Origin of the sequence: Methylocystis sp. H62 (assembly GCF_015709515.1) — a bacterium.
GTDB lineage: Bacteria > Pseudomonadota > Alphaproteobacteria > Rhizobiales > Beijerinckiaceae > Methylocystis.
In genome coordinates this window covers 93625-115218 of the sequence record NZ_JADNQZ010000058.1, presented here as the reverse complement: position 1 = coordinate 115218, position 21594 = coordinate 93625, and the positions used below count along the sequence as shown (strand labels likewise).

Below are 21594 nucleotides of genomic sequence, written 5' to 3'. Positions count from 1 at the left end.
TCGTCCTAAAATGCCTCAGAGCGCCTCGGCGCCCGAGATGATTTCGATGAGCTCCTTGGTGATCATCGCCTGACGTGACCTGTTGTAGATCGTCGTCTGCTTCTTGATCATGTCGCCGGCGTTGCGCGTCGCATTGTCCATCGCGCTCATGCGGGCGCCTTGTTCGGAGGCGGCGTTCTCGAGCAGCGCGCGAAACACCTGCACGGAGATGTTGCGCGGCAGCAGCGTCGAGAGAATTTCGTCCTGTCCCGGCTCATATTCATAAGACGCCTGCGGACCTTCGACGGCCGGCGCGTTTTCGTTCGAGGGAATTTGCGCCGGGATGAGCTGCTGCGCCGTCGGGATCTGTGCGATCACCGATTTGAAGCGCGAGAAGAACAGCGTCGCGACATCGAAGTCGGCCTCTTCGAACATGCGGATGATCTTCTTGCCGATCTCATCAGCGGTGTCGAAGCCGATCTGCTTGACGCCGCGCAGCTCGATGACCTCGATGATGTTGCGCTCATACTGGCGGCGGAGCTGCTCGAAACCCTTCTTGCCGACGCAGAGGATCTTGACGGTCTTGCCCTGATCCTGAAGCCGCGCGATGTGCTCGCGGGCGAGACGCACGATGGAGGAATTGAAGGCGCCGCAAAGGCCGCGCTCGGCGGTGGCGACGACGAGGAGATGCGTCTCGTCCTTGCCATTGCCGGCCAAGAGCGGCGGTCCGCCCGCCGTCACGCTGGACGCGAGATTGGCGAGCACCGACTCCATGCGCTCGGCATAGGGACGCGCCGCCTCCGCCGCCGACTGGGCGCGGCGCAATTTCGCGGCGGCGACCATCTGCATGGCCTTGGTGATCTTCTGCGTCGCCTTGACGGAGGAGATGCGGTTTCGAAGATCCTTTAGCGAGGGCATATCGTTTTTGCCTGTCTCGTTTCACCAACGTCCATATGGCCGGGCGCGCGTTACGCGAAGCTCTTCGCGAAGCTCTCGACGACGCTCTTGAGTTTCGCCGCGGTCTCGTCAGTGAGATCCCTCGTCGTGCGGATGCTCTCGAGAATATCGCCGTGCTGCGAACGCAGCAGCGCGAGCAAGCCGTCTTCGAAGGCGCGCACGCGATTGACCGGTAGCGGATCGAGATAGCCGTTGACGCCGGCGTAGATCACGCAGGTCTGCTCTTCCATCTTCAAGGGCGAGAACTGCGGCTGCTTCAAGAGTTCGGTGAGGCGGGCGCCGCGATTCAAGAGGCGCTGCGTCACGGCGTCGAGATCCGAGCCGAACTGGGCGAAGGCGGCCATTTCGCGATATTGCGCGAGTTCGCCCTTGATCTTGCCGGCGACCTTCTTGGTCGCCTTGGTCTGCGCCGACGAGCCGACGCGCGACACCGAAAGGCCGACGTTCACCGCGGGACGAATGCCCTGGTAGAAGAGATCGGTCTCCAGGAAGATCTGGCCGTCGGTGATCGAGATGACGTTGGTCGGAATATAGGCCGACACGTCGTTCGCCTGCGTTTCGATGACCGGCAGCGCGGTGAGCGATCCGGCGCCGCGATCGTCGGAAAGCTTCGCGGCGCGCTCGAGTAGGCGCGAATGCAGATAGAACACGTCGCCCGGATAGGCCTCGCGGCCCGGCGGACGGCGCAGCAGCAGCGACATCTGGCGGTAGGCGACGGCCTGCTTGGACAGATCGTCATAGATGATCACGGCGTGCATGCCGTTGTCGCGGAAATATTCGCCCATCGCGCAACCGGAGAAGGGCGCGAGGAACTGCATCGGCGCGGGATCCGAGGCCGTCGCGGCGACGATGATCGAATAGTCGAGCGCGCCGCGCTCTTCGAGCACCTTGACGAATTGCGCCACGGTCGAGCGCTTCTGGCCGATGGCGACGTAGACGCAGTAGAGCTTCGACTTCTCGTCGTCGCCGTCGTTCAAGGACTTCTGATTGAGGATCGTGTCGAGCGCGATGGCGGTCTTGCCGGTCTGGCGGTCGCCGATGATGAGTTCGCGCTGGCCGCGGCCGATCGGGATCAGCGCGTCGACGGCCTTCAGGCCCGTCGCCATCGGCTCATGCACCGACTTGCGCGGAATGATGCCCGGCGCCTTGACGTCGACGCGCGAGCGCTGCGCCGCCTTGATCGGGCCCTTGCCGTCGATCGGATTGCCGAGCGCGTCGACGACGCGGCCCAGCAGCTCCTTGCCGACGGGAACCTCGACGATGGCGCCGGTGCGCTTGACCGTCTGGCCTTCCTTGATGTGGCGGTCGTCGCCGAAAATCACGATGCCGACATTGTCGGTTTCGAGATTCAGCGCCATGCCCTTGGTGCCGTCCTGGAATTCGACGGTCTCGCCGGCCTGCACATTGTCGAGTCCATAGACGCGCGCGATGCCGTCGCCGACGGACAGAACCTGGCCGACCTCGGTGACTTCGGCCTCGGCGCCAAAGTTGGCGATCTCCTTCTTGAGGATCGCGGAAATTTCTGCGGCGCGGATATCCATCAGCCGACCTCTTTCATGCGTGTGCGGATTGAGTTGAGCTTGGTGCGCACGGAGGCGTCGACCATGCGTGAACCGATTTTGACGATCAGACCGCCGATGATCGACGGATCCGTCGTCACCTTGAGATCGATGGTCTTGCCGCCGGTGACGCCGGCGAGCGTCTCGCGCAGCGCGGCTTCATGATCCGGCTTCAGCGGCGCCGCGATCGTCACATCGGCGCGCACCAGGCCCTTCGCCTTGTCGTGCAGGCGGCGATAGGCGGCGATCATGTCGGAGATGACGAAGAGACGTCGCTTGGCGGCGACGAGACGGATGAAATTGGCGGCGATGCCGGTGATCTGGCCCTTGTTGAGAACCGGCTCGAGGGCGTCGAGCTGCTCCTTGGCGGAGAACACCGGGCTTTTGACCATGCGCTTGAGATCGGCGCTGCCGTCCAGCAGAGTCTTGAATCGATCGAGAGCCGCGGCGACGTCATCGGCGGCGTGATTCTCCGTCGCCAAATCATAGAGTGCGGAGGCGTAGCGACCTGCAACGCCTGATAAGGAATCCCCGTCTTGAGCCACTTGGTTCGCTCGTCAATCTACGTCGTTTGGAGACGCCGCTCGCAGTGCAAGTTGCACGGTCGCGACGATAAAGCGGTTAGCCTCAAACGACGGATGCTGTAGGAAAAGGAACGAGGGCCGCTGCGCCCCAGCTCCAAGGCGAGCGTCCCCTAACACAGGCGTTTTGGGGGCGCAACCCTGTCACATCGCCGCGATTTTTGGCGCCGGCCTAAAACCCGGCCACGCAACAGCCTTCGAGGGAGACATATTCATGACCAGAGCGGTCGTCGGAATAATCGGCGGGTCAGGCGTTTATGATCTGCCGGGGCTCGCCAACATTCGCCGCGAACGGGTCGCGACGCCCTGGGGCGAGCCTTCCGACGAACTCGTCTTTGGCGAACTCGGCGCGACCCAGGCGGTCTTTTTGCCGCGGCACGGGCGCGGCCATCGGCTCTCGCCCTCGACCATCAATTACCGCGCGAACATCGACGCGATGAAGCGCGCCGGCGTCACCGATCTGATTTCGGTCTCGGCCTGCGGCTCGTTCAAATCCGAACTTTTTCCCGGTCTCTTCGTGCTGCTCGATCAATTCGTCGATCGCACCTTCGCGCGGCGATCCTCGTTCTTCGGCGACGGCTGCGTCGCCCATGTGTCGATGGCGCATCCGATCGCGCCGCTGCTCTCCGCCCGTATCGGCGCGGCGGCGAAGGCCGAGGGCATCGATCACGTCGCCGGCGGAACCTATGTCTGCATGGAAGGCCCGCAGTTTTCGTCCTACGCCGAATCGCTCACCTACAAAGCCGCCGGCTATGACGTGATCGGCATGACGGCGATGCCGGAAGCCAAGCTCGCGCGCGAGGCCGAAATCTCCTACGCCACCGTCGCCATGGTCACGGATTTCGACTGCTGGCATCCCGAGCACGACAATGTCGACATCGCCTCGGTGATCGCGGTCGTTCAGAAGAATTCGGCGACCGTCGCGCGCTTGCTGGCGCGGGTTCTGACGGATTTTCCGCGCGACCACGAGCCCTGCCCGATCGGCTCGGACCGCGCGCTCGACAACGCCATCGTCACCGCCCCCGAGGCGCGCGACCCGGAACTGTTGAAGAAGCTCGACGCGGTGATGGGGAGGGTGAATGGGGGGTAGGCTTTTATGATATAGAAGCTTATGGCGATCACCCTCACCCCCGACCAAGAAGCTTGGCTTCAAGCGCATGTCGCGACCGGCGATTTTCCCTCGATCGAGGAGGCCGCCCGTCAGCTCATCGACGAGCGCATTGTCGAGCGCGAACTTGAAAAAGACGATTTGGCTTGGGCAAAGCCCCTCGTTGAGGAAGGTCTGGCCGCGCTTGACCGCGGCGAGATTATTTCGCTTGAGGAGCACAAGGCGCGTAACGCCGCCCGTCTCGCCGCGCTCAAAGGGTGATGACTCGCGTTATCGTTACCGAACTTGCCGACGCGGATACGGCGGAGATTCTCGCAGACATCACCCGTGAGGCAGGCTATCGCGCCGCCGAAAAATACAACTTTCGCATCGAAAGTCTTTACGACAGGCTTGCCGAGCATCCTGACAGTTACGAAGCGCGGCCGAAGCTCGGGGCGCACATCCGAGTCGGGGTGGTCGTCCCCTATCTCGTGATCTACCGCCACGCTGCCGGCGACGACACAGTGAGCATTGTTCGCGTCGTGCATGGTCGGCGCAAAATCACCCGCAAGCTTTTGCATGGTTCTTAGCGACCCGGCCCTGATCTGGGTTTTCCCGGAGACCGCGCACGGCGCATTGAGCGAGGGCGACGACGCGCGCGATCCGGAACTGCTGAAAAACCTCCAGGCGGTGATGGAGTATTATGTCGTTTTCTGCAAAAGGCGAGCGATTGCCAAGGAAACGCCCGGAGCGCGTAGATGCTGAACTTCGATAAATTTATGCTGAAACAAATCACAATTCTTTTGATCTTTTATTCTGCTCCGGGCGCTGTGCTCGGAGCAGAGAATGCTCAATGCGTGGCGGGAACCTCCATCAACATAGATTATTCTCACGTTGAGCCTGTTAACCGAGCAAAGGTGTTTGATTCAGCTGGCAGAGAGGTTGAGGCTAATCATAGCATTGTTGTCTTTAGGGTCTTTTTTGGGCCTGATACCATATCGAAAATCGAGCGTTTTTCGGAAGCGCACAGGCTTTGTAGAACATACGTAAAAGTCGGAGATACAATTGTCGCCAAGGATTTATTCAGTCCATTCAATAAGTTGGGGAACCTTGTGGAATACGCCTTGGCAATTTTTTCCATCACATCGGAATTAGAACGGGAGAGTCACATACTTAGTTCACTAATGTCGCATAATGCTGAGATGTCGATAATTGTTCGCTGATCCGAAAAAAAAAGTTGGCTGCGGATCGAGGCGCGCTCGTTGCGCACAGGGCGCTCAGCGAAAACCGGGGCGTTTGCGCATCCCTCCCCTTTACGGGGAGGGTGGCCCCGCGAAGCGGGGTCGGGTGGGGTAAGCTCCGCTCGGTCTGGCGTGTCAAGAACCCCCACCCGTCGGCCGCAGGCAAGTTTACGCAGGCTGCGTAAACTTGCCTGCGCCCGCCGACCTCCCCGCGAGGGGGAGGTATTTCGCGCCAATTGCGCAAGAGCGTTATTCGCCCCAGCCCTCCTCCAATTTGCGCCCCGCCCCGCCCTCCGTGTATTCCTCTCAACGTGGCCGTTTCGCCATGTCCATCCACGCGGCCACACACGCCGCTGATCGCAAGGCCGTTTCATGCCGCTTGCCGCCGCCATTCGCACCATTCCCGACTATCCCAAGAAGGGAATCCTGTTTCGCGACATCACCACCCTGCTCGGCGACGCCAAGGCGTTCCGCAAGGCGGTCGACGAACTCGTGCAGCCCTGGTGCGGCGGCAAGATCGACAAGGTCGCCGGCATGGAGGCGCGCGGATTCATCCTGGGGGGCGCGGTGGCGCATCAGCTTTCCGCCGGCTTCATCCCGATCCGCAAGAAGGGCAAGCTGCCGCATCGCGTCGTCTCGGTCGCCTATGAGCTCGAATATGGCGTCGATGAAATGGAGATGCATGAAGACGCGGTCTCCCCCGGCGAGCGCGTGATTCTCGTCGACGATCTGATCGCCACCGGCGGCACCGCCGAGGGCGCGGTGAAGCTTCTGCGCCAGGGCGGCGCGGACGTCGTCGCCGCCTGTTTCGTCATCGACCTGCCCGATCTCGCCGGCGTGAAAAGGCTCCAGGCGCTCGGCGTCCCGGTGCGCACGCTCGTCGCCTTCGCAGGCCACTAAAGCGCCTTTTTCCGGGTGTTCTTGCTCAGCCCAGGCTCGAAGTTCAGAATCTCCGTGAGAGGCTTGCATAGGCGCATGACGCCGCGACGGACCCATTTGGCGCTGGCGGCGCTCGCCCTCGTCGCGCTCGTCGGCGGAGTCGCGGCCCTCCGCTATATGCCCGACGTTGCGAGCAGCTCTCCCGTCCGCAGCGACGCCGTGCGCAGCGCCTGGAGCGGCGCGCTGCCGACCGGCCTGCGCAGCATGGCCCTGCGGATAAAGCCCGGCGCGTTTCCCCCTGCGCCGCCGCCCGAGCCCACAATAGCGACGCCGCAAGAGCCGACCGTCGAAGTCGCGGCGCTGCCGGCGGGCGGCGACGGGCTCGAAGGGTCGGTGTCTTTCCCGCCCGCGCCGCCGCCCGCGCGGCCGGAGATTGTGGAAAAGCCGACGCCGCTGCCCCCGTCGCGACCGGCCAATCTCGCCGAGCTTGCCGACAAATTCGCCGAGACGGCGGCAGCTCCTGCCGAGCCGCCGCAAACCGCCGAGGCGAGCCCGCCCGCGCCCGCCGAGGTCCCGGCGACGGCGCCGGCGCTCGCCAATGCGCCGCTGCCGCCGGCTCGGCCGCAGGAGTCGTCGGCGAGAGCCGCGGTTGAGGCGACGCCCACGGCGCAAGAATCGGCCCCGGCGTCGGCGCCGCCGACCCAGGTGGCGCGCGCCGTCGAGCCGACGTTGCGGGCCGCGCCCGAGGACGCGTTTCAGCAGGAGGCCCCGATCCGCTTCGGCATGGGGGACCAGGTCTTCGTGCGCATCTTCAAACAGGATGGGCAGCTCGAGCTCTGGCTTCGAAAGAGCAACAGCCGCTTCTCGCTCTACAAGACCTATCCAATCTGCAAATGGTCCGGCAAGCTCGGCCCCAAGCTCAAGGAAGCCGACTACCAATCGCCGGAAGGCTTCTACAGCGTGTCGGCGAAGCAGCTGCATCCGCATTCGAATTATCACCGCGCGTTCAACGTCGGCTATCCGAACGCCTTCGATCGCCAGAACGGCCGGACCGGCGGCCTCGTCATGGTGCATGGCGCGTGCAAGTCGGTCGGCTGCTTCGCCATGACCGATCGCGGCATCGAGGAAATCTACGGCTTCGTCGAGGCGGCGATGCGCGCCGGCCAGCGCGAAGTGCAGGTGCATATTTTTCCGTTCCGCTTGACGGAGCAGGCGATCGCTCGGGAAACCGGCGGCAGCTGGCTCGCCTTCGTCGGCGCGGGCGGCAATTATCAGCACTGGACCGCATTTTGGCATAATCTGAAGGAAGGCTACGACATCTTCGAGCAGACCGGCGAACCTCCGACGGCCTTCGCCTGCGGCGATCACTACGCCTTTGGCGCGGGCGATTCATCATGCCGACGCATCGCCGGCTGGTGATCGCGGCGCGCTGAGACGCTGTTCAGCTTGGTTTCAGCCGGCGCGCGCGAAGATGCCTCGGCAAAAGCGCTGGGGCGCGCAAACGAGGAAAACGCCGCATGCGGCTCGTGAGGTTCATCGGCGCGGCTTGCGCCTTCACCATTCTTTCTGCGCCGATCGCCGAGGCGGCCAATGCGCCGCTGTGCCTCGCGATCGCCCAAAACTACAACACCTGCATGCGCCAGCATCAGTACGGGCGCGGCGGGCATGGCGGATATGGTCCGGGCTACGGACAAGGATACGGACAAGGCTATGGCGGCGGTCGTGGCTACGGCCAAGGCTATGGCGACGACGATGACGATGAGGGCGGCTACGGCGGATATGGCGGCTACGGTGGCGGTTATGGCGGCGGCTCCCCGCGCCGCCGTTACGAGAGCGCCAAGGCGGCCTGCGCGATCTGGCTCGCGCAGATGCAGGCCAGCGGCTGCTTCAACTAGCCAAAGCAATGGCGCGGCCCGATTGCGCCGCGCCATCACCAGGGCTCACCTGTAAGGTTTCGGGCACTCGCCGTCGGACTTTTTCGCGATCTTGGCGGCGCGACGCGTGCAGTCGTTGCCGTAGGTTTTATCGTCGCAGCCGCACACCGGGCGATAGTCCTTGGTGCAAATCTGTGAAACCTCCACGCACTTGCCGGCGATGTCGGCGCCGTGGCATTGGCCCGGCTCGGGGTCGCACCACAAGCCTGTGTCGCATTGAATGCCGGCGATGCCTGCGCACATCTCGCCGACCTTGGCGGCCGAGGCGGGCGCGGAAACAAAGAGCGAGAGCGCCAGGGCGATCGCGAATCTCCAAAGTAATTTCGTCATATCGTCGTCCTCCCCTTAAAAATCACGTTGCAGCCTTTTGCTGTGCTTCGTTCAGACGTGGGCGAATGTGCTTCAACAAACGGTCAGGGATGGCGCCTGCAGCGGCCATTGTGATTTTTGCTGACGCCCGCGGCGCGGCGCGCGCAGTCGTTCGGGTAGGTGCGGCCGTCGCAGCCGCAAACCGGCCTGAAATTGCGGCGACAGAAGGCGGGCTTGCGCGCGCAATGGCCAAAAGCGTCGGCGACGCGGCAGGAGCCGGGGCGCATCTCGCACCACAAGCCCTTCGCGCAGGGAAGGCCTACAAAGCCGCCGCACTTGGCGCCGACGCCGCCGGCGGCGACCGCTGGCGATGAATTCGCCATGAAGATAACGAAGAGCGTGGAAGAGAGGAGTGCGCAGAGGCGCAGGCCAAGGCGTAAATGCATCGCAATTCTCCAAAAAATGCTTTCGCAACGGCAGGATAACGCCTATGGCCGGCGAGCGTTCCCTTCGGGCGACGGCGGCTGGCGATTGCGGGCGGCGACCGGCCGGTTGATCGTTTGCGCCGGCGCGACTATGCTGGCTTCCACACGGGATGGGGCTCCCGGTAACCGCCTGATGAGGCTGATGGCTCCTGCCGCAAGGACGCGCGTCCTGCGGGAGGAGCGCGTCTGAAACGCCGCCTGCCGCAGCATGTTTGTCGTCCGCTCGCTCGAAAGGACGACGTCATGGGCTTCTTCATCGTATTTGCTGGCGGGGGACTGGCCGCGGCCGCGCGCCACGGGGTCAATCTTCTTCTTGCCCGACTGATCGGCGTCGGTTTTCCGTTCGGGACACTGACCGTGAACGTGCTGGGTTCGTTTCTGATGGGCGTGATCGTCGGCTATTTCGCCTTCCAGGGCGAAGCGTCCCAGAACTGGCGCCTGTTCCTCACGACCGGGATCCTCGGCGGCTTCACCACTTTTTCGGCGTTCTCGCTCGAGACGGTTTTGCTGTACGAGCGCGGCGAACTGGCGATGGCGACTTTTTATGTCGTGGCGTCGGTCGGCCTCGCGGTCGCCGGCCTCCTCGCCGGCCTGTCGCTGCTGCGCCATTTTTCGTGATGGCTTCGATCGAGCGATTGGCGCTTCAAAACCGGGGTGACATCGGCTCGCTCATCCACAATCTCCCATGCTATGCTTGCTACAAAGCAGGAGTCTGATGTGACGACGCACTGGAAAGAGCCGGCCGTTTGTGAATGCGGCCACACAGGGGTGGTCCACTGGGCAGAGAACGACCAGCCTTTCAGCCGTCAGTGGGAACGTTACAGCATCGAAGGGTTTGACGGACAAGGCTTCGAGATTGCCGGCACCCTTACCCTTGACGAGGCTCTCGCGCAGATGAATCCGGTTTGTCCAGCGTGCGGAGCGCGAGCAAAGGTTCGCGCAGGACCACACAAGAAAGTGGGCCGATAGCTTGGCGCTAAGAATTGTTTTTCAGTAGGAATGCGTGAACGAATTGTCTACAAAATGGTATAAGGAATACAAAGAGGAGGAAGGCAATGGTCGAAAGGAAATCCCTCGGGTTCTCGCCTCCGGATCGATCCGAACAACGCGCCAGAGTTGCAGCGTCAATCGCCAAAGGAATGTCGGAAGAGGAGCTGGCTGAGCAGAAGGCGAGTTTCATTTTTGGCAATGCACCACAGCGATCCGGGATCACGAAAGATTCGGCGAGATACGCAGTGAAGCATCTTAAGCTTGTAGCGTCGCGATAGAGCTAGCCCCTTGGGCTTCCAAGGGGCGCTTTGTATCAGGTGTTTATATGTTTGTTCTTGAGGAAGATGGCCCAATTTACGACCGGGTCCAAGAGCGCAATCTTGCTCGCCAATATGATCTTCTTACTGATTGTGTGGACATAGGGATTAGCCAAGGGGTCCGCGCGTTCGATAAATATTTGTTGTGGTCTCTCAACGCAGCGGCAGTATCTAATATTTGCCAATTTGGTGGAAGGTTCCGCGAGGAACCAATCTATCTGAAAGACCACGTTCCGCCGCACTATTCGCAAGTTCCTCACCTGATGGATCAATTTATCTGCACTATTCAAGAAAACTGGTACATTTGGAGTGAATATGTATTGGCTTCATACGTTTTATGGAGGATGAACTGGGTTCACCCCTTCATTGAAGGCAATGGAAGGACGGCGCGCGCCGCATGCTACTATATCCTTTGCGTAAAAAACAAAGGAATGCCGGGCGGGAAGATTGCTGTCCCGGAACGTATACGGCATGAACGAAAGCCGTATTACGAAGCGCTCGGTGAAGCGGATCGGAATTGGGATGCTGGCGAGCTAAAATTTCCAAAGATGGAAGAGTATTTGGTTCGTCTTCTTGACGAGCAAGTTATGGATATGCCGCTACCCGAAAGCAGCGAAACAATCACCCCGCCATTCAACAGCCGGTAAAATTTCAAACTGACCCAGTACCCCTCCGCCCCAGATATTGACAGTCGCCGGCTTTGAAGGGTAGATGAACGTCGCTTCGGCGCGGCGGTTTCGCCGCGCTTTTCGTTTGCGCCTGGCGCAAGTTCGAGGCGAAGCCACTAACTGCAAAGAAGCCGGCCGGCGGAGACGCCAGCGTCGGGACGAACACAGGAAAAAAAGATGTTCGCAGTCATTAAAACCGGCGGCAAGCAATATAGCGTCGCCGCGGGGGACGTGATCACCGTCATGGCGCTCGACGGCGCGCCGGGCGACGCCGTCACTTTCGACGAAGTGCTCATGCTGGGCGGCGACAGCCCCAAGGTCGGCGCCCCGACGCTCGCGGGCGTAAAAGTCTCCGGCGAGATCGCCGAGCAGACCCGCAGCCCCAAGTCGATCGCCTTCAAGAAGCGTCGTCGGCAGAATTCAAAGCGCAAGCGCGGTCATCGTCAGGACCTGACGCTTGTGAGAATCACCGCGATCGAGGGCTGACCGCCCTCTCGCGACCTGTAGAATAAAGCGGCCCCAGTCGCCGCATAGAACATCGGAGCAAGACAATGGCGCACAAAAAGGCAGGCGGCTCGTCGCGCAACGGCCGCGATTCCGAGGGCCGGCGCCTCGGCGTCAAGAAATTCGGCGGGGAATCCGTCATCGGCGGCAATATTATCGTGCGCCAACGCGGCACGAAGTGGCGCCCGGGCCGCAATGTCGGCATGGGCAAGGACCACACGCTTTTTGCGCTCGTCGAAGGGGTCGTCGAATTCAAGTCCAGCGGCGGACGCGCCAGCGTATCGGTGGCGCCGGCGCCCGCCGCAGCAGCCGAGTAAGGCGGTAGGGGACGACCCGCCGCCGGCCTTCCGGCGGAACGTCGTCTCGACTACCTCTCTCGCGAATTCAGGCGGGAACGTTTCAGGCGAGATGTCCGGAAGCGCCGTGAAGGGCCAGTGGGGAGCGCTCTCCTTTCAGGCTCTTGGGCCAATATTTCCGATGTCGCTTGGAGCAATCAATGTTTCCCGAAATTACCCGCGACGACGTTTTTCGGCTGGAGACTGAAAGACTGTGGCTGCGTTGGCCGCGCGCGGCTGACGCGGAGGAGATTCGCCAGCACGTCGGCGATCCCGACGTCGCGCTGATGACCGCCAGCATCCCGCATCCTTACGCGCCGCACGACGCCGACGCGTTCATCGCATCGGCGCGTGAGGAGAACGGCGCCGGCGGCGGCCTCCATCTCGTCATCACCCCTAAGAACCGGCCCAACGAGCCGATCGGACTTGTGAGCCTTCATGGCGCGGACCGTCGCGGCTCGGCGACGTTCGGATTCTGGCTCGGCAAGCCCTATTGGGGACAAGGCTATACGACCGAGGCGGCCCGGGCGCTCATCGACCTCGCCTTCGGAATCACCTCGCTGGATCGGATCGTCTCCGCCGCGCGGCCGGACAATCGCTCGTCGTTGCATGTGCATGAAAAGCTCGGCTTCCACCGCACGGGCAGCGGCATGCGGCCGGCGCCCGCGCGCGGCGGCGACATGGAAGTCGAGCTTTTCGAATTAAAGCGCGGCGAAGCGCACACGCTGTTCGGCGCCCGCCGGCCGCGATTCTTTTCACCGTGAGCGGCAGATGAAATTCCTCGACCAGGCCCGCGTTTTTGTCCGCTCCGGCGACGGCGGCGCCGGATCCGTCTCCTTTCGACGCGAGAAGTTCATCGAATTCGGCGGGCCGGACGGCGGCGATGGCGGACGCGGGGGCGACGTCGTCGCGGAATGCGTCTCCGGGCTCAACACGCTGATCGATTACCGCTACCAGCAGCACTTCAAGGCCAAGACCGGCGGCCACGGCATGGGCAAGAACCGCGCTGGCGGACGCGGCGCCGACGCCGTGCTGAAAGTGCCGGTAGGAACGCAAATCTTCGAGGAGGATGGGGAAACCCTCATCGCCGACATGACCGAGGTCGGGCAGCGCGTCGTCATCTGCAAAGGCGGCAATGGCGGCTTCGGCAACGCGCATTTCACCACCTCGACCAATCGGGCGCCGCGGCGCGCCAATCCGGGCCTCGAGGGCCAGGAGCGCACCCTCATCCTGCGGCTGAAACTGATCGCCGACGCCGGGCTGATCGGCCTGCCCAACGCCGGCAAGTCGACATTTCTGGCGACGGTGACGGCGGCGAAGCCCAAGATCGCCGACTATCCCTTCACGACGCTGCATCCCGGCCTCGGCGTCGTGCGCAGCGACGACAGAGAACTCGTCCTGGCGGACATTCCGGGCCTGATCGAGGGCGCGCATGAAGGCCATGGCCTCGGCGACCGCTTTCTCGGCCATGTCGAGCGGTGCCGGGCGCTGCTGCATCTTATCGACGCGACCGGCGAACATGCCGGCAAGGATTACAAGATCGTCCGCGGCGAACTCGCCGCCTATGGCGCCGGTCTCGCCGAGAAGCCCGAAATCGTCGCGCTGTCAAAGATCGACGCGGTCGACGCGGATCATCTCAAGAAACAGCGGGAGCGGCTGAAGCGCGCGATCGCCGCCGCCGGGCCCGAGACGCATGATCGCCATCCGGCGCCGCTGCTCCTTTCGTCGGCAACCCGCGCCGGCGTCAAGGAAGCGCTCCGCGCGGTGTTCGACGCCATCGAGGCGCAAAAGGCGTTCGAGCGCGCGTCGGACGCCGAGGGGCCCTGGAACCCCTGAGTAGAGCAGGTTCCGAAGAAGTTGACCGACTTTTCGAGGAGAACCTGCTCCAACATTTTGATTTTGAACGATTCCTTATCGATCACATGAGTCCATGCGTTCGGGAAGCGCTCTGGGCGGCCCAACCCCTTAATCGCCGCCGGGCGCGGCGTCGCCATTGACCTTGACAAGATCAGTGAATAGCTTCGACGGGCTATGAGCACGCGCAGCGAAGTCAAAACATCGCAGTATGGTTCGACGGCAGTCGCGCTGCTCGTCGCCTATCTGTTTGTTTTGCAAGGCCTTGCTGTTGGCGTTTCGTTCAGCGGACGCGGTTCCGGCCTCTTCGCCAACACGATCTGCTTTAGCAAGGCTTCGGGACCGCTTTCCGGAGATCCCGCGACTCCCGCGCGTCCGGCGCGGCACGGCGACGTCTGTTGCGTCGCGCATTGCGCATCGCTCGGCGGCGCGACCGCCGCCTCGCCGTTCATCGGCGAGACGCCCCCGGCCGCGTCCTATTCGACGATCGGACTGGCCTTTGACGAGACGTCTCGTCCTCCAGAGGCGTCGACACCGCCGCTCGGCTCCCGCGCCCCTCCCGTCCTGATCTGACGCTTGCCGCAGGAATGCGGCGTCACGCCCCGATGTCGGCATGCAGCCGACGGGGGAGAGTCAGACCAGCGTATCCGTCGTTTGTCAGCGTGCATCGCAGAAAGCACGCGCCGCTCAGTTCTCAGACTGGCGGTTGCGACGAGCCATCGGACCGCGCAGCGATTTGGGATCATGGAACAGAAAACTCAATTGGCGCCGCGCCTCGCGAAGAGGGCGCGCATCGCGGCCTCGGGAGAACGGCGCTGCTCTCAGAACGGGAAGCTGACCGCGGCGAGCGACGGCGACATCCGCATCGCGCCTGAAGCCATTGCGGCGCCGGCGCCGACGCGCGGACGGGTCGAGGTCGTCGAGACCTATTTCGATCCCGACGGCCGGCCCATGAAGCGCAAAAGCCTTGGCGCAGCCAGGGTGGCGCGCTTCTATGACGCCAAGGGCAATCAGGTCGAGGAGGCCTACTTCAACGCCGAGGGCAAGCCGACGATCCGCAAGGATCTTGGCGCGGCGCGCATCTCCTGGCGCTATGACGACAGCGGCAACCAGGTCGAAGCCGCCCTGTTCGGCGCCGACGGCGCGCCTTTGCCCAGCAAGCGGCGCGGCAAGCGGGCGTTCGCAGCGTCTGAAGGGGGCTGACGAGGCGTCCTATTTGACGCGCGCGATCAGAAACCCGTCCCAACCCTTGGCGCCGACGGTTTGCACCGCCGTCGCTTCGACCCGCCCTTCCGCGGCGACCGCGTCAAACAGCGCGCGCGCTCCCAGCGCGCCGCTGTCCGTGGCCGATGCGTCGGCGACGGCGCCCTCCCGAATAACATTGTCGACGATGATCAGCGCGCCGGGACGCGACAGCTTCAGCGCATAATCGAAATAGGCGGCGTTGCTGGGCTTATCGGCGTCGATGAAGGCAAGATCGAAGGGTTGCGCGCGCTCTGATTCAAGCAGCGGCAACATTTCGAGCGCGGGGCCGACGCGCAGATCGACGCGCGCGCTCATGCCTTCGCGGGCAATATTGGCGTGCGCGACCTCGGCGTGATGCGCATCGACTTCGAAGGTGACGACCTTGCCGCCCTCGCCCACGGCCCGCGCCAGCCAGGTCGTCGAGTAGCCTCCAAGCGTCCCAATTTCGAGAACGCGTCTTGCGCCGATTGCGCAGGCGAGCAGATACAGCAATTTGCCTTGCGGCGGCGAAACGTCGATCTCGGGAAGGCCAGCGCGCGCATTTGCCGCAAGCGTTTCCTCCTGCGCTTCTTCTTTGGAAATCAGCGCCGCGCCGATATAGTCGTCCACGCGACGCCCGTTTTTTACTTCGAACATTTGACGTCCCTTAGATCGAGCGCCTAACGTTAGTTAGGGCGAAAATAAATTGACATCTCGCGTGATATCACGCGATGTTCCGCCGTCGTTCGCGCGCCAAAGCGCACGGGCGCAAAAAGGCTTGATAGCCGCATTTCACGAGCCCCAGTTGGACTGCGGCCGATATGCTGCTCATCACAACACTTTATGGGAGCACAACAAATGATCAAGCTTGCTTTGACGACGGCCCTTGCCGCCGTCGCCTTTAGCGCCTCGGCCTTTGCCGCGCAGTGGAATGTGACCGAAGCCAATAAGGCGGGCATCAAGCGCGCCCAGGGCACCTGGACTGTCGCGACGGAAGGCGACAAGGTTTCGGGCAAGAGCGAAATGCAGCTCGATAACGGCTCCATGCTGACCTACAAGCTTGAAGGCGAACTCACCGGCGGCGTTTACACGCTCAAACTCGTGGACCGCTCCGATTCCAAGAAGAATTGCGTATGGACCGGCAAGCCCGTCGAGGGCGCCCACAACGTGTTTATTGGCGAAGCTGCCTGCGACGGCGAAAAGATCGTGATCAGGGGCGGCCAGAATTAAGCGCTGACAACAGCTTCTTCCAACACAAACGCCGGCTCAACGCCGGCGTTTTTTGTTTGGCGTTGGGTTGTCATCGCGCCAATTAGAGCAGGTTCCGAAAAAGTTGACAGACTTTCTCGATGAGAACCTGCTCCAACATTTTGATTTTGAACGATTCCTGACTGATCACATGATTCCATGTGACCGGGAAGCGCTCTAAGCCTCCTCCATCGCCTCCAGTTCCGCGATCAGACCCTCGATCATTTCAAGTCCGATGTTCCAGAACGCGGGATCCCGCGCGTCCAATCCGAAAGGCTCGAGAAGCTCGCCGTAAGGCTTGGCGCCGCCGGCTTCGAGCAGAGCGAAATAGCGCTCGGCGAATCCGTCATGCGCTTTTTGATAAACGCCGTAGAGCGAATTCACCAGGCAATCGCCGAACGCATAGGCGTAGACGTAGAACGGCGAATGGATGAAATGCGGGATATAGGCCCAGAAGGTCTCATAGCCGGGGCCAAGGCGGATTGAAGGGCCAAAGCTTTCGGCCTGCACACTCATCCATAATTCGCAGATCTGATCTGCGGTCAGTTCGCCTTCGCGTCGCGCGTTATGCACCTTTCGCTCGAAAGCGTAGAACGCCATCTGCCGCACCACGGTGTTGAGCATGTCCTCCACCTTGGAGGCGAGCAGCGCCCGCTTTTGCGCCTTATCCGACGCTTGCGCGATGAGCGCGCGGAAGGTGAGCATTTCACCGAAGACGGACGCCGTCTCCGCGAGAGTCAGCGGGGTCGGCGCCATCAAGGCGCCCTGTCGCGCCGCAAGCACCTGATGCACGCCATGGCCGAGTTCATGCGCAAGCGTCATCACGTCGCGCGTCTTCCCTTGAAAATTCAGCAGCACATAGGGATGCGCGGAGGGCACGGTCGGATGTGAAAAGGCGCCCGGCGCCTTGCCCGGCCGCACCGGCGCGTCGATCCAGTTCTTCTCAAAGAAGCGCCCCGCGATCTCCGCCATGCGCGGCGCAAACCCGTCGTAAGCCCCGAGCACGATTTCGCGCGCCTCCGGCCAGGAATAGCGCTTGGCCGGCGTCGACGGGAGCGGCGCGCTGCGATCCCAATAGTCGAGCGCCTCCTTGCCGAACCATTTCGCCTTGAGCTTGTAATAGCGATGCGACAGGCGCGGATGCGCAGCCTCCACCGCTTGCGCGAGCGCCTCGACGACCTCGCGTTCGACGCGATTGGAGAGATGGCGCGCATCGGCGACGTCCTGAAATCCGCGCCAGCGATCCGAAATTTCCTTGTCCTTCGCCAAGGTATTGGTGATCAGCGAAAAGGTGCGCAGACTGTTTTTGAGCGTCACGCCAATCGCCTGCGCCGCTTCCCGACGCGTTTCTTCGCGCGAATCCTGCATCAGATTGAGCACGGGCTCGATCGCAAGCTCCTCGCCTGCGACCTTGAAGCGCAGCCCGGCGATGGTGTCGTCAAACAGACGATTCCAAGCGGCCGCGCCGGAGATGTATTTTTCGTGGAACAGCTCTTCCAGCTTGTCGTCGAGTTCGTAAGGCTTCTCCTTGCGGATGTCTTCGAGCCACGGCTTCCAGCGCGAGAGCGGCTCCTTGCTGGCCGCGGCAATTAGCGCGGCGTCGTCCATCCGATTGAGCTCAAGCTGAAAAAACAGGAGCTGCGCCGAAGCGTTGGTGACCTTCTCCTGCACGTCGCCATAGAATTTGGCGCGCGCGGGATCGGTGGTGTCGCCGCTATAGAGCAGGCCGGCGAAGGACATCAGTCGCCCGAGCAAGTCCTGCAGCGCTTCATATCGCGCGACCGCCTCGCCGAGCTTGACGCTGGCGTCGGGCCCTTTAGCTAGCGACTCTAGCCGGCCGCGATAATCCTTGCCGAACTGCGCAACCTCCTGCGCGGCCTTGCCAAGATCGGACGCGACCTGAGGAGAATCGATGCCCGGATAAAGATCGGCCAGATTCCATTCCGGCAGTCGTTCCGCAGTTTTCGCGGCGGGGGCTTCGGCGATCGAATGGGCGAAAGAACGGGCGCTGAACATGGCGGGGACCAAAATGGGCGGCTCCGACAAGCGAAGACGCGAGGATCGGGATAGGCCTAAATATGGCAAGAGGCCGGACAGGATCAACCTGGGTCGGCGCCAGCGCCAGTTGCGTCTATAACATTATGAGAGCGAAAGAATCAGCTTAGGTGCGCGCAATGGCGGGAGAGCCCGATTTTCTCAGTTCGGTAACGTCGCGTTACGCCATGGCGCGAGATATTTTCGCGCGTATCGCAACCTTCCTCAACAAAGCGACCTTCAAGATCAAGCGCGGGCCGCCGCTCGAAATGATTGGCGAGATCGCGAAGCGGTTCAAAACCGACGACTATGATCGGCTGACTCTCAAGGAGCTCGCCGAGACCAAGGCCGGCGCGACTTTCATCGACGAGAAGGTTCAAGACATCAACCGCGCGAGCTTTCATCGCTCCGCCTTCATGCTGAACGCATTCACCCATTTGTTTTTCGTCGACCTCGCCGCGCAACTGTCGTTCTCGTTCCTCACGCTCAAATTCGCCTTCGTGATCGCCAACATCATTCTCGCGCTGCTTGCGCATTCCTCGGTGCGTCAAAGCTATCGCGCGCTGCTCGCGGGGCCGAATGCGCTGCCGCCCAAACGGCGCTTCTGGGGCATGTTTCCCAATCCGGCCTATAACCGCACGGTGAAGAAGAATTCACGCAGCTATGCGCACAGCGCGTGGGAAGAAAAATCGCTGTTCCGGCCAGCCTATTTCGTCAACGCGGCGCTCATCTTTCTTGGCGCGCAATTCATTCTTCCGCCGGACCGTCTCATTTTTCCCTTCAGCTTCATCGTCGGGAAAATTTCCGGACTGTTCACGACCCTGGTCATGGCGTTCGATGTCTGGCGCGGCTTTCGCGCCGGCGATGCGGCGCGGACCGCGCGCGAAAGGGAAGTCTCCGTCTACCGCGATCTCGACGTCTGAATCGCGGCAGCTTTCACCGTCCGCGCAGCCGCGCCAGAACGTCTTTCGTCGCAAAGCCGTCGGCGGGCTGGATGCCCTCGCTCAATTGAAAGGCGTGGATGGCGTTGCGGCTTGCGCGCCCGAGCTTGCCGTCGAACGTGCCGCGATAAAAGCCGCGTTCGGTCAACAGTTGCTGCATCGCCTTGACGTCGGCGGTCGGCAGCGGCGCGACCTTCGGCCAGGGCGTGATCGGGATATCGCGCCCGGCGATGCGATCGGCGAGCAGCGCGACCGACATCGCATAGGCGTCGGACGTATTGTATTGCCGAATGACTTCGAAATTGTCGGTGATCAGAAAGGCAGGGCCGTTCGCGCCCGCCGGCAGATAAAGGCTTGCGGCGCCGCCGCCGGGAAGCGCGCCGCCATCGGCGCGCGTCACGCCGAGCTGCCGCCAGCGGGCGAAGTCGAGATCAAAGGCGGCGTAGTCGAACCCCGCGGGCAGTCGAACTTCGACGACGGCGGGCGCTCCCGCGACCCATCCGGATTTCGCCAGGAAATTGGCGATGGAGGCCACGGCGTCGCCGTGCGAGCGCCAGATGTCCGGCGCGCCGCCGCCCGCGTCGCTTTCGGCATATTTGAGATAGGCGGAAGGCATGAACTGCGGTTGGCCCATGGCGCCGGCCCAGGAGCCGCGCAATTGCGCGCGCGTCGCATAGCCCTTCTCCAGCATCACGAGCGCGGCGACAAATTCCTCGATGAAGGTTTCGGCGCGATGACCCTTCCACGCAAGCGACGCCAGGACGCGCAGCGCGTCAGAGCCGCCCGCCGCCGTTCCGAAATTGCTCTCGACGCCCAGTATGGCGACGACGATCTCGCTTGGAACGCCGTGGCGCGACTGCGCCCGACCGAGCGGCCCCGCAAGTTCGGCGGCGACCGCCCGGCCGCGCGCGACGCGACCATTCGTCACGGCGCCGGCGAGATATGCGGGAATCGAAATGGTGAACTCGGACTGTGCGCGCGGCTTCGCCGAGACCGAGGGGTCCGGCGCAAGTCCGGCGATCGCCGCGTCGAAGGTTTCGCGCGAGACGCCCGCGGCCTGCGCCGACGGCCACAGGCCCTGCAAAAACGCCTCGAACGTGTCGGCCTTGGCGGGGCCTCCGACAAGCCAGAGAGCGGCGACTGCACGAACCGACGCGCCGAGCATCTGACGTCGATCAATCCCTGCACAGAGTATTGGCTCAAGGCGCCGCATCATTAGCCAGTCCTTTGCTGCTTCTTTGGAAATATTACACCTTCCGCCATTTCGTTTGACAGGGGGCGGGCGCTGCCCTCTACTGAAAAAAGCTTAATGTATGAATAGGGAGCGAGTGATGCTCGCCTGTCGCGAAGAATGACTCATCAACCTTCGACTACCAGTTTCGACCGTTCGATCAAACTGCGCGATCAATCCCCGGAGAGCGCAACGAAGGTCTCGGAAATCAAAGCGCGGCTGCGCGGCGCAGGTCTTCGCCCAACCGTGCAGCGGCTCGCTCTGAGCCGATTGCTGTTCGGCAATGGCGATCGACATGTGAGCGCCGAGGCTTTGCACGCTGAAGCGCGCGAAGCCGGTCTGACAATGTCTCTCTCCACGGTCTACAACACGCTCAACCAGTTCGCCGGAGCCGGGCTGTTGCGCGAAATCGCCGTGCAGGGACCCCGCACCTACTTCCACACCCGCACTTCGCCGCACCATCACTTCATGGATGAGGCGACGGGCCGTATGTTCGACGCCGCCGATGGCTCTGTCGAATTTACGCGGTTGCCGGCGCCACCGGAAGGGACGGAAATCGTCGGCTGCGACGTGATCATCCGCATCCGCCCGAAGAGGGGGTGACAGCCCGCCTCGGGACGCGCGCTGCTTTTGCGCGTCGGGCGGCTGGCCTATTCATACTGACGATCGCCCCTTGCTCGCAGCTTATTTCCGCTGCGCGTCGCGCCACTGCCGCACGACGGCAAGCGCATTCTCAATATGCTTCGTTGCGCCGGAATCCTCGAGCGCCGAGAGAATCTTTCCATCGGGCGCGATGACATAAGAGATGCGGTTCGCGAACATCGCTCCCGCGACCGGAACCTTGAAACTGGCGTCATAGGCGTTGATCACCTTGAAGCCCGGATCGGCGCCGACGGGAAATTTGTCCCGGCACTCTTTCGTCGAGAATTCGCGCTGCGTGGCGATCTTGTCGCTCGATACGCCAATGACGCTCGCGCCCATGGCGGCGAACTGCTCCGTCGCCTCGGCGAATTCATGCGCCTCGAGCGTGCAGACGCTCGTGAACGACTTCGGATAGAAATACAGCACGACCGGACCCTTCTCGAGCGCCTGACGCAGCGAAAAGGAGAATTCCTTGCCGCCCTGCGCGGCCTCCAGACTGAAATCGGGCGCGGCGTCTCCGGGCTTGAGAGCGGCAAGCGCGGCGCTCGAGACGAGAGTCAATAAGGCGGCGGCGATGGCTCTCATGGGGGTCTCC

Annotated in this window: 27 protein-coding genes and 1 riboswitch; of the genes, 18 read left to right on the top strand and 9 right to left on the bottom strand. The window is 62.5% G+C overall.

From position 1 onward, the window contains the following. Positions 1-15: 15 nt before the first annotated feature. Genes IYY11_RS17265 through IYY11_RS17255 form a run of 3 tightly spaced genes read right to left on the bottom strand, consistent with a single transcriptional unit; the run spans position 16 to position 3040 of the window. On the bottom strand, positions 16-897 hold the full coding sequence (locus tag IYY11_RS17265) for a F0F1 ATP synthase subunit gamma (RefSeq protein ID WP_196404991.1): 882 nt from the start codon (positions 895-897) through the stop codon (positions 16-18). 50 nt (positions 898-947) lie between these two features. Beyond that, on the bottom strand, positions 948-2477 hold the full coding sequence (atpA, locus tag IYY11_RS17260; protein WP_196404990.1) for a F0F1 ATP synthase subunit alpha: 1530 nt from the start codon (positions 2475-2477) through the stop codon (positions 948-950). Next, entirely contained in the window at positions 2477-3040 is a 564-nt protein-coding gene (locus tag IYY11_RS17255) for a F0F1 ATP synthase subunit delta (RefSeq protein WP_196404989.1), read from the bottom strand. Before IYY11_RS17255 ends, atpA begins: the two co-directional genes overlap by 1 nt. 250 nt (positions 3041-3290) lie before the next feature. On the opposite strand from IYY11_RS17255, the gene IYY11_RS17250 reads away from it, so the two are divergent. The 7 genes from IYY11_RS17250 (at position 3291) to IYY11_RS17220 (ending at position 8178) form a co-directional block, all read left to right on the top strand. Then, positions 3291-4166 carry an S-methyl-5'-thioadenosine phosphorylase gene (locus tag IYY11_RS17250; RefSeq protein ID WP_196404988.1) on the top strand — a complete coding sequence of 292 codons (876 nt, stop codon included), beginning with the start codon at positions 3291-3293 and terminating at the stop codon, positions 4164-4166. 21 nt (positions 4167-4187) lie between these two features. Further along, positions 4188-4445, top strand: a complete 258-nt coding sequence (locus tag IYY11_RS17245) for a hypothetical protein (RefSeq protein WP_196404987.1) — start codon at positions 4188-4190, stop codon at positions 4443-4445. Further along, a complete protein-coding gene (locus tag IYY11_RS17240; RefSeq protein WP_210331417.1) occupies positions 4445-4753 on the top strand; it encodes a type II toxin-antitoxin system RelE/ParE family toxin in 309 nt (102 codons plus the stop codon). The genes IYY11_RS17245 and IYY11_RS17240 overlap by 1 nt, the downstream gene beginning before the upstream one ends. 168 nt (positions 4754-4921) lie before the next feature. Next, complete coding sequence (locus IYY11_RS17235; protein ID WP_196404985.1) at positions 4922-5386, top strand: hypothetical protein; 465 nt, start codon at positions 4922-4924, stop codon at positions 5384-5386. A 390-nt stretch (positions 5387-5776) separates the two neighbouring features. Continuing rightward, complete coding sequence (locus IYY11_RS17230) at positions 5777-6304, top strand: adenine phosphoribosyltransferase (protein ID WP_029651084.1); 528 nt, start codon at positions 5777-5779, stop codon at positions 6302-6304. A 75-nt stretch (positions 6305-6379) separates the two neighbouring features. Next, positions 6380-7702, top strand: a complete 1323-nt coding sequence (locus IYY11_RS17225; protein ID WP_196404984.1) for a murein L,D-transpeptidase family protein — start codon at positions 6380-6382, stop codon at positions 7700-7702. A gap of 98 nt (positions 7703-7800) precedes the next feature. Next, positions 7801-8178, top strand: a complete 378-nt coding sequence (locus tag IYY11_RS17220; protein ID WP_196404983.1) for a hypothetical protein — start codon at positions 7801-7803, stop codon at positions 8176-8178. 45 nt (positions 8179-8223) lie between these two features. Here IYY11_RS17220 and IYY11_RS17215 read toward each other — a convergent pair whose 3' ends face one another. Next, positions 8224-8547: a Kazal-type serine protease inhibitor family protein gene (locus IYY11_RS17215; RefSeq protein ID WP_196404982.1), complete on the bottom strand. Its 324-nt coding sequence runs from the start codon at positions 8545-8547 to the stop codon at positions 8224-8226. Between the two features lie 83 nt (positions 8548-8630). After that, positions 8631-8972, bottom strand: coding sequence for a Kazal-type serine protease inhibitor family protein (locus IYY11_RS17210; protein ID WP_196404981.1), 342 nt, complete (start codon positions 8970-8972; stop codon positions 8631-8633). 136 nt (positions 8973-9108) lie between these two features. Next, positions 9109-9170, top strand: a riboswitch (Fluoride riboswitch). An 84-nt stretch (positions 9171-9254) separates the two neighbouring features. Between IYY11_RS17210 and crcB the strand changes: the two genes are divergently transcribed. The 8 genes from crcB to IYY11_RS17170 all read left to right on the top strand — a co-directional run bounded on the left by crcB (position 9255) and on the right by IYY11_RS17170 (position 14882). Further along, entirely contained in the window at positions 9255-9629 is a 375-nt protein-coding gene (crcB, locus tag IYY11_RS17205; RefSeq protein ID WP_029650094.1) for a fluoride efflux transporter CrcB, read from the top strand. 697 nt (positions 9630-10326) lie between these two features. Continuing rightward, complete coding sequence (locus IYY11_RS17200; RefSeq protein WP_196404980.1) at positions 10327-10965, top strand: Fic family protein; 639 nt, start codon at positions 10327-10329, stop codon at positions 10963-10965. Positions 10966-11163: 198 nt separating this feature from the next. Then, complete coding sequence (rplU, locus tag IYY11_RS17195) at positions 11164-11472, top strand: 50S ribosomal protein L21 (RefSeq protein ID WP_196404979.1); 309 nt, start codon at positions 11164-11166, stop codon at positions 11470-11472. 65 nt (positions 11473-11537) lie between these two features. Next, entirely contained in the window at positions 11538-11807 is a 270-nt protein-coding gene (gene rpmA, locus IYY11_RS17190; protein WP_196404978.1) for a 50S ribosomal protein L27, read from the top strand. Positions 11808-11986: 179 nt separating this feature from the next. Continuing rightward, positions 11987-12589 (top strand): GNAT family N-acetyltransferase, encoded by a 603-nt coding sequence (locus IYY11_RS17185; protein ID WP_196404977.1) that lies wholly within the window; start codon positions 11987-11989, stop codon positions 12587-12589. A gap of 7 nt (positions 12590-12596) precedes the next feature. Then, a complete protein-coding gene (obgE, locus tag IYY11_RS17180; RefSeq protein WP_196404976.1) occupies positions 12597-13661 on the top strand; it encodes a GTPase ObgE in 1065 nt (354 codons plus the stop codon). Between the two features lie 195 nt (positions 13662-13856). Further along, complete coding sequence (locus tag IYY11_RS17175) at positions 13857-14252, top strand: DUF2946 family protein (protein ID WP_196404975.1); 396 nt, start codon at positions 13857-13859, stop codon at positions 14250-14252. A 171-nt stretch (positions 14253-14423) separates the two neighbouring features. After that, positions 14424-14882, top strand: coding sequence for a hypothetical protein (locus IYY11_RS17170; protein ID WP_196404974.1), 459 nt, complete (start codon positions 14424-14426; stop codon positions 14880-14882). A gap of 9 nt (positions 14883-14891) precedes the next feature. Here the strand turns inward: IYY11_RS17170 and IYY11_RS17165 are convergent, their stop codons facing one another. After that, positions 14892-15560 (bottom strand): O-methyltransferase, encoded by a 669-nt coding sequence (locus tag IYY11_RS17165; RefSeq protein ID WP_196404973.1) that lies wholly within the window; start codon positions 15558-15560, stop codon positions 14892-14894. Between the two features lie 201 nt (positions 15561-15761). Between IYY11_RS17165 and IYY11_RS17160 the strand changes: the two genes are divergently transcribed. After that, positions 15762-16133, top strand: coding sequence for a hypothetical protein (locus IYY11_RS17160; protein ID WP_196404972.1), 372 nt, complete (start codon positions 15762-15764; stop codon positions 16131-16133). Positions 16134-16328: 195 nt separating this feature from the next. Here IYY11_RS17160 and IYY11_RS17155 read toward each other — a convergent pair whose 3' ends face one another. Further along, positions 16329-18167 (bottom strand): M3 family oligoendopeptidase, encoded by a 1839-nt coding sequence (locus IYY11_RS17155; protein ID WP_196405374.1) that lies wholly within the window; start codon positions 18165-18167, stop codon positions 16329-16331. A 158-nt stretch (positions 18168-18325) separates the two neighbouring features. Here IYY11_RS17155 and IYY11_RS17150 point away from each other — a divergent pair, with 158 nt between their 5' ends. Further along, the gene (locus IYY11_RS17150) at positions 18326-19108 is read left to right on the top strand and encodes a hypothetical protein (protein WP_196404971.1); all 783 of its coding nucleotides are present in this window, start codon (positions 18326-18328) and stop codon (positions 19106-19108) included. Between the two features lie 13 nt (positions 19109-19121). On the opposite strand, the gene IYY11_RS17145 is transcribed toward IYY11_RS17150, so the two are convergent. After that, positions 19122-20339, bottom strand: a complete 1218-nt coding sequence (locus IYY11_RS17145; RefSeq protein ID WP_196405373.1) for a lytic murein transglycosylase — start codon at positions 20337-20339, stop codon at positions 19122-19124. A 138-nt stretch (positions 20340-20477) separates the two neighbouring features. Between IYY11_RS17145 and irrA the strand changes: the two genes are divergently transcribed. Further along, a complete protein-coding gene (gene irrA / locus IYY11_RS17140; RefSeq protein ID WP_246720059.1) occupies positions 20478-20960 on the top strand; it encodes an iron response transcriptional regulator IrrA in 483 nt (160 codons plus the stop codon). Positions 20961-21041: 81 nt separating this feature from the next. Here the strand turns inward: irrA and IYY11_RS17135 are convergent, their stop codons facing one another. Then, positions 21042-21584, bottom strand: coding sequence for a peroxiredoxin (locus IYY11_RS17135; RefSeq protein WP_196404970.1), 543 nt, complete (start codon positions 21582-21584; stop codon positions 21042-21044). Between the last annotated feature and the right edge of the window lie 10 nt (positions 21585-21594).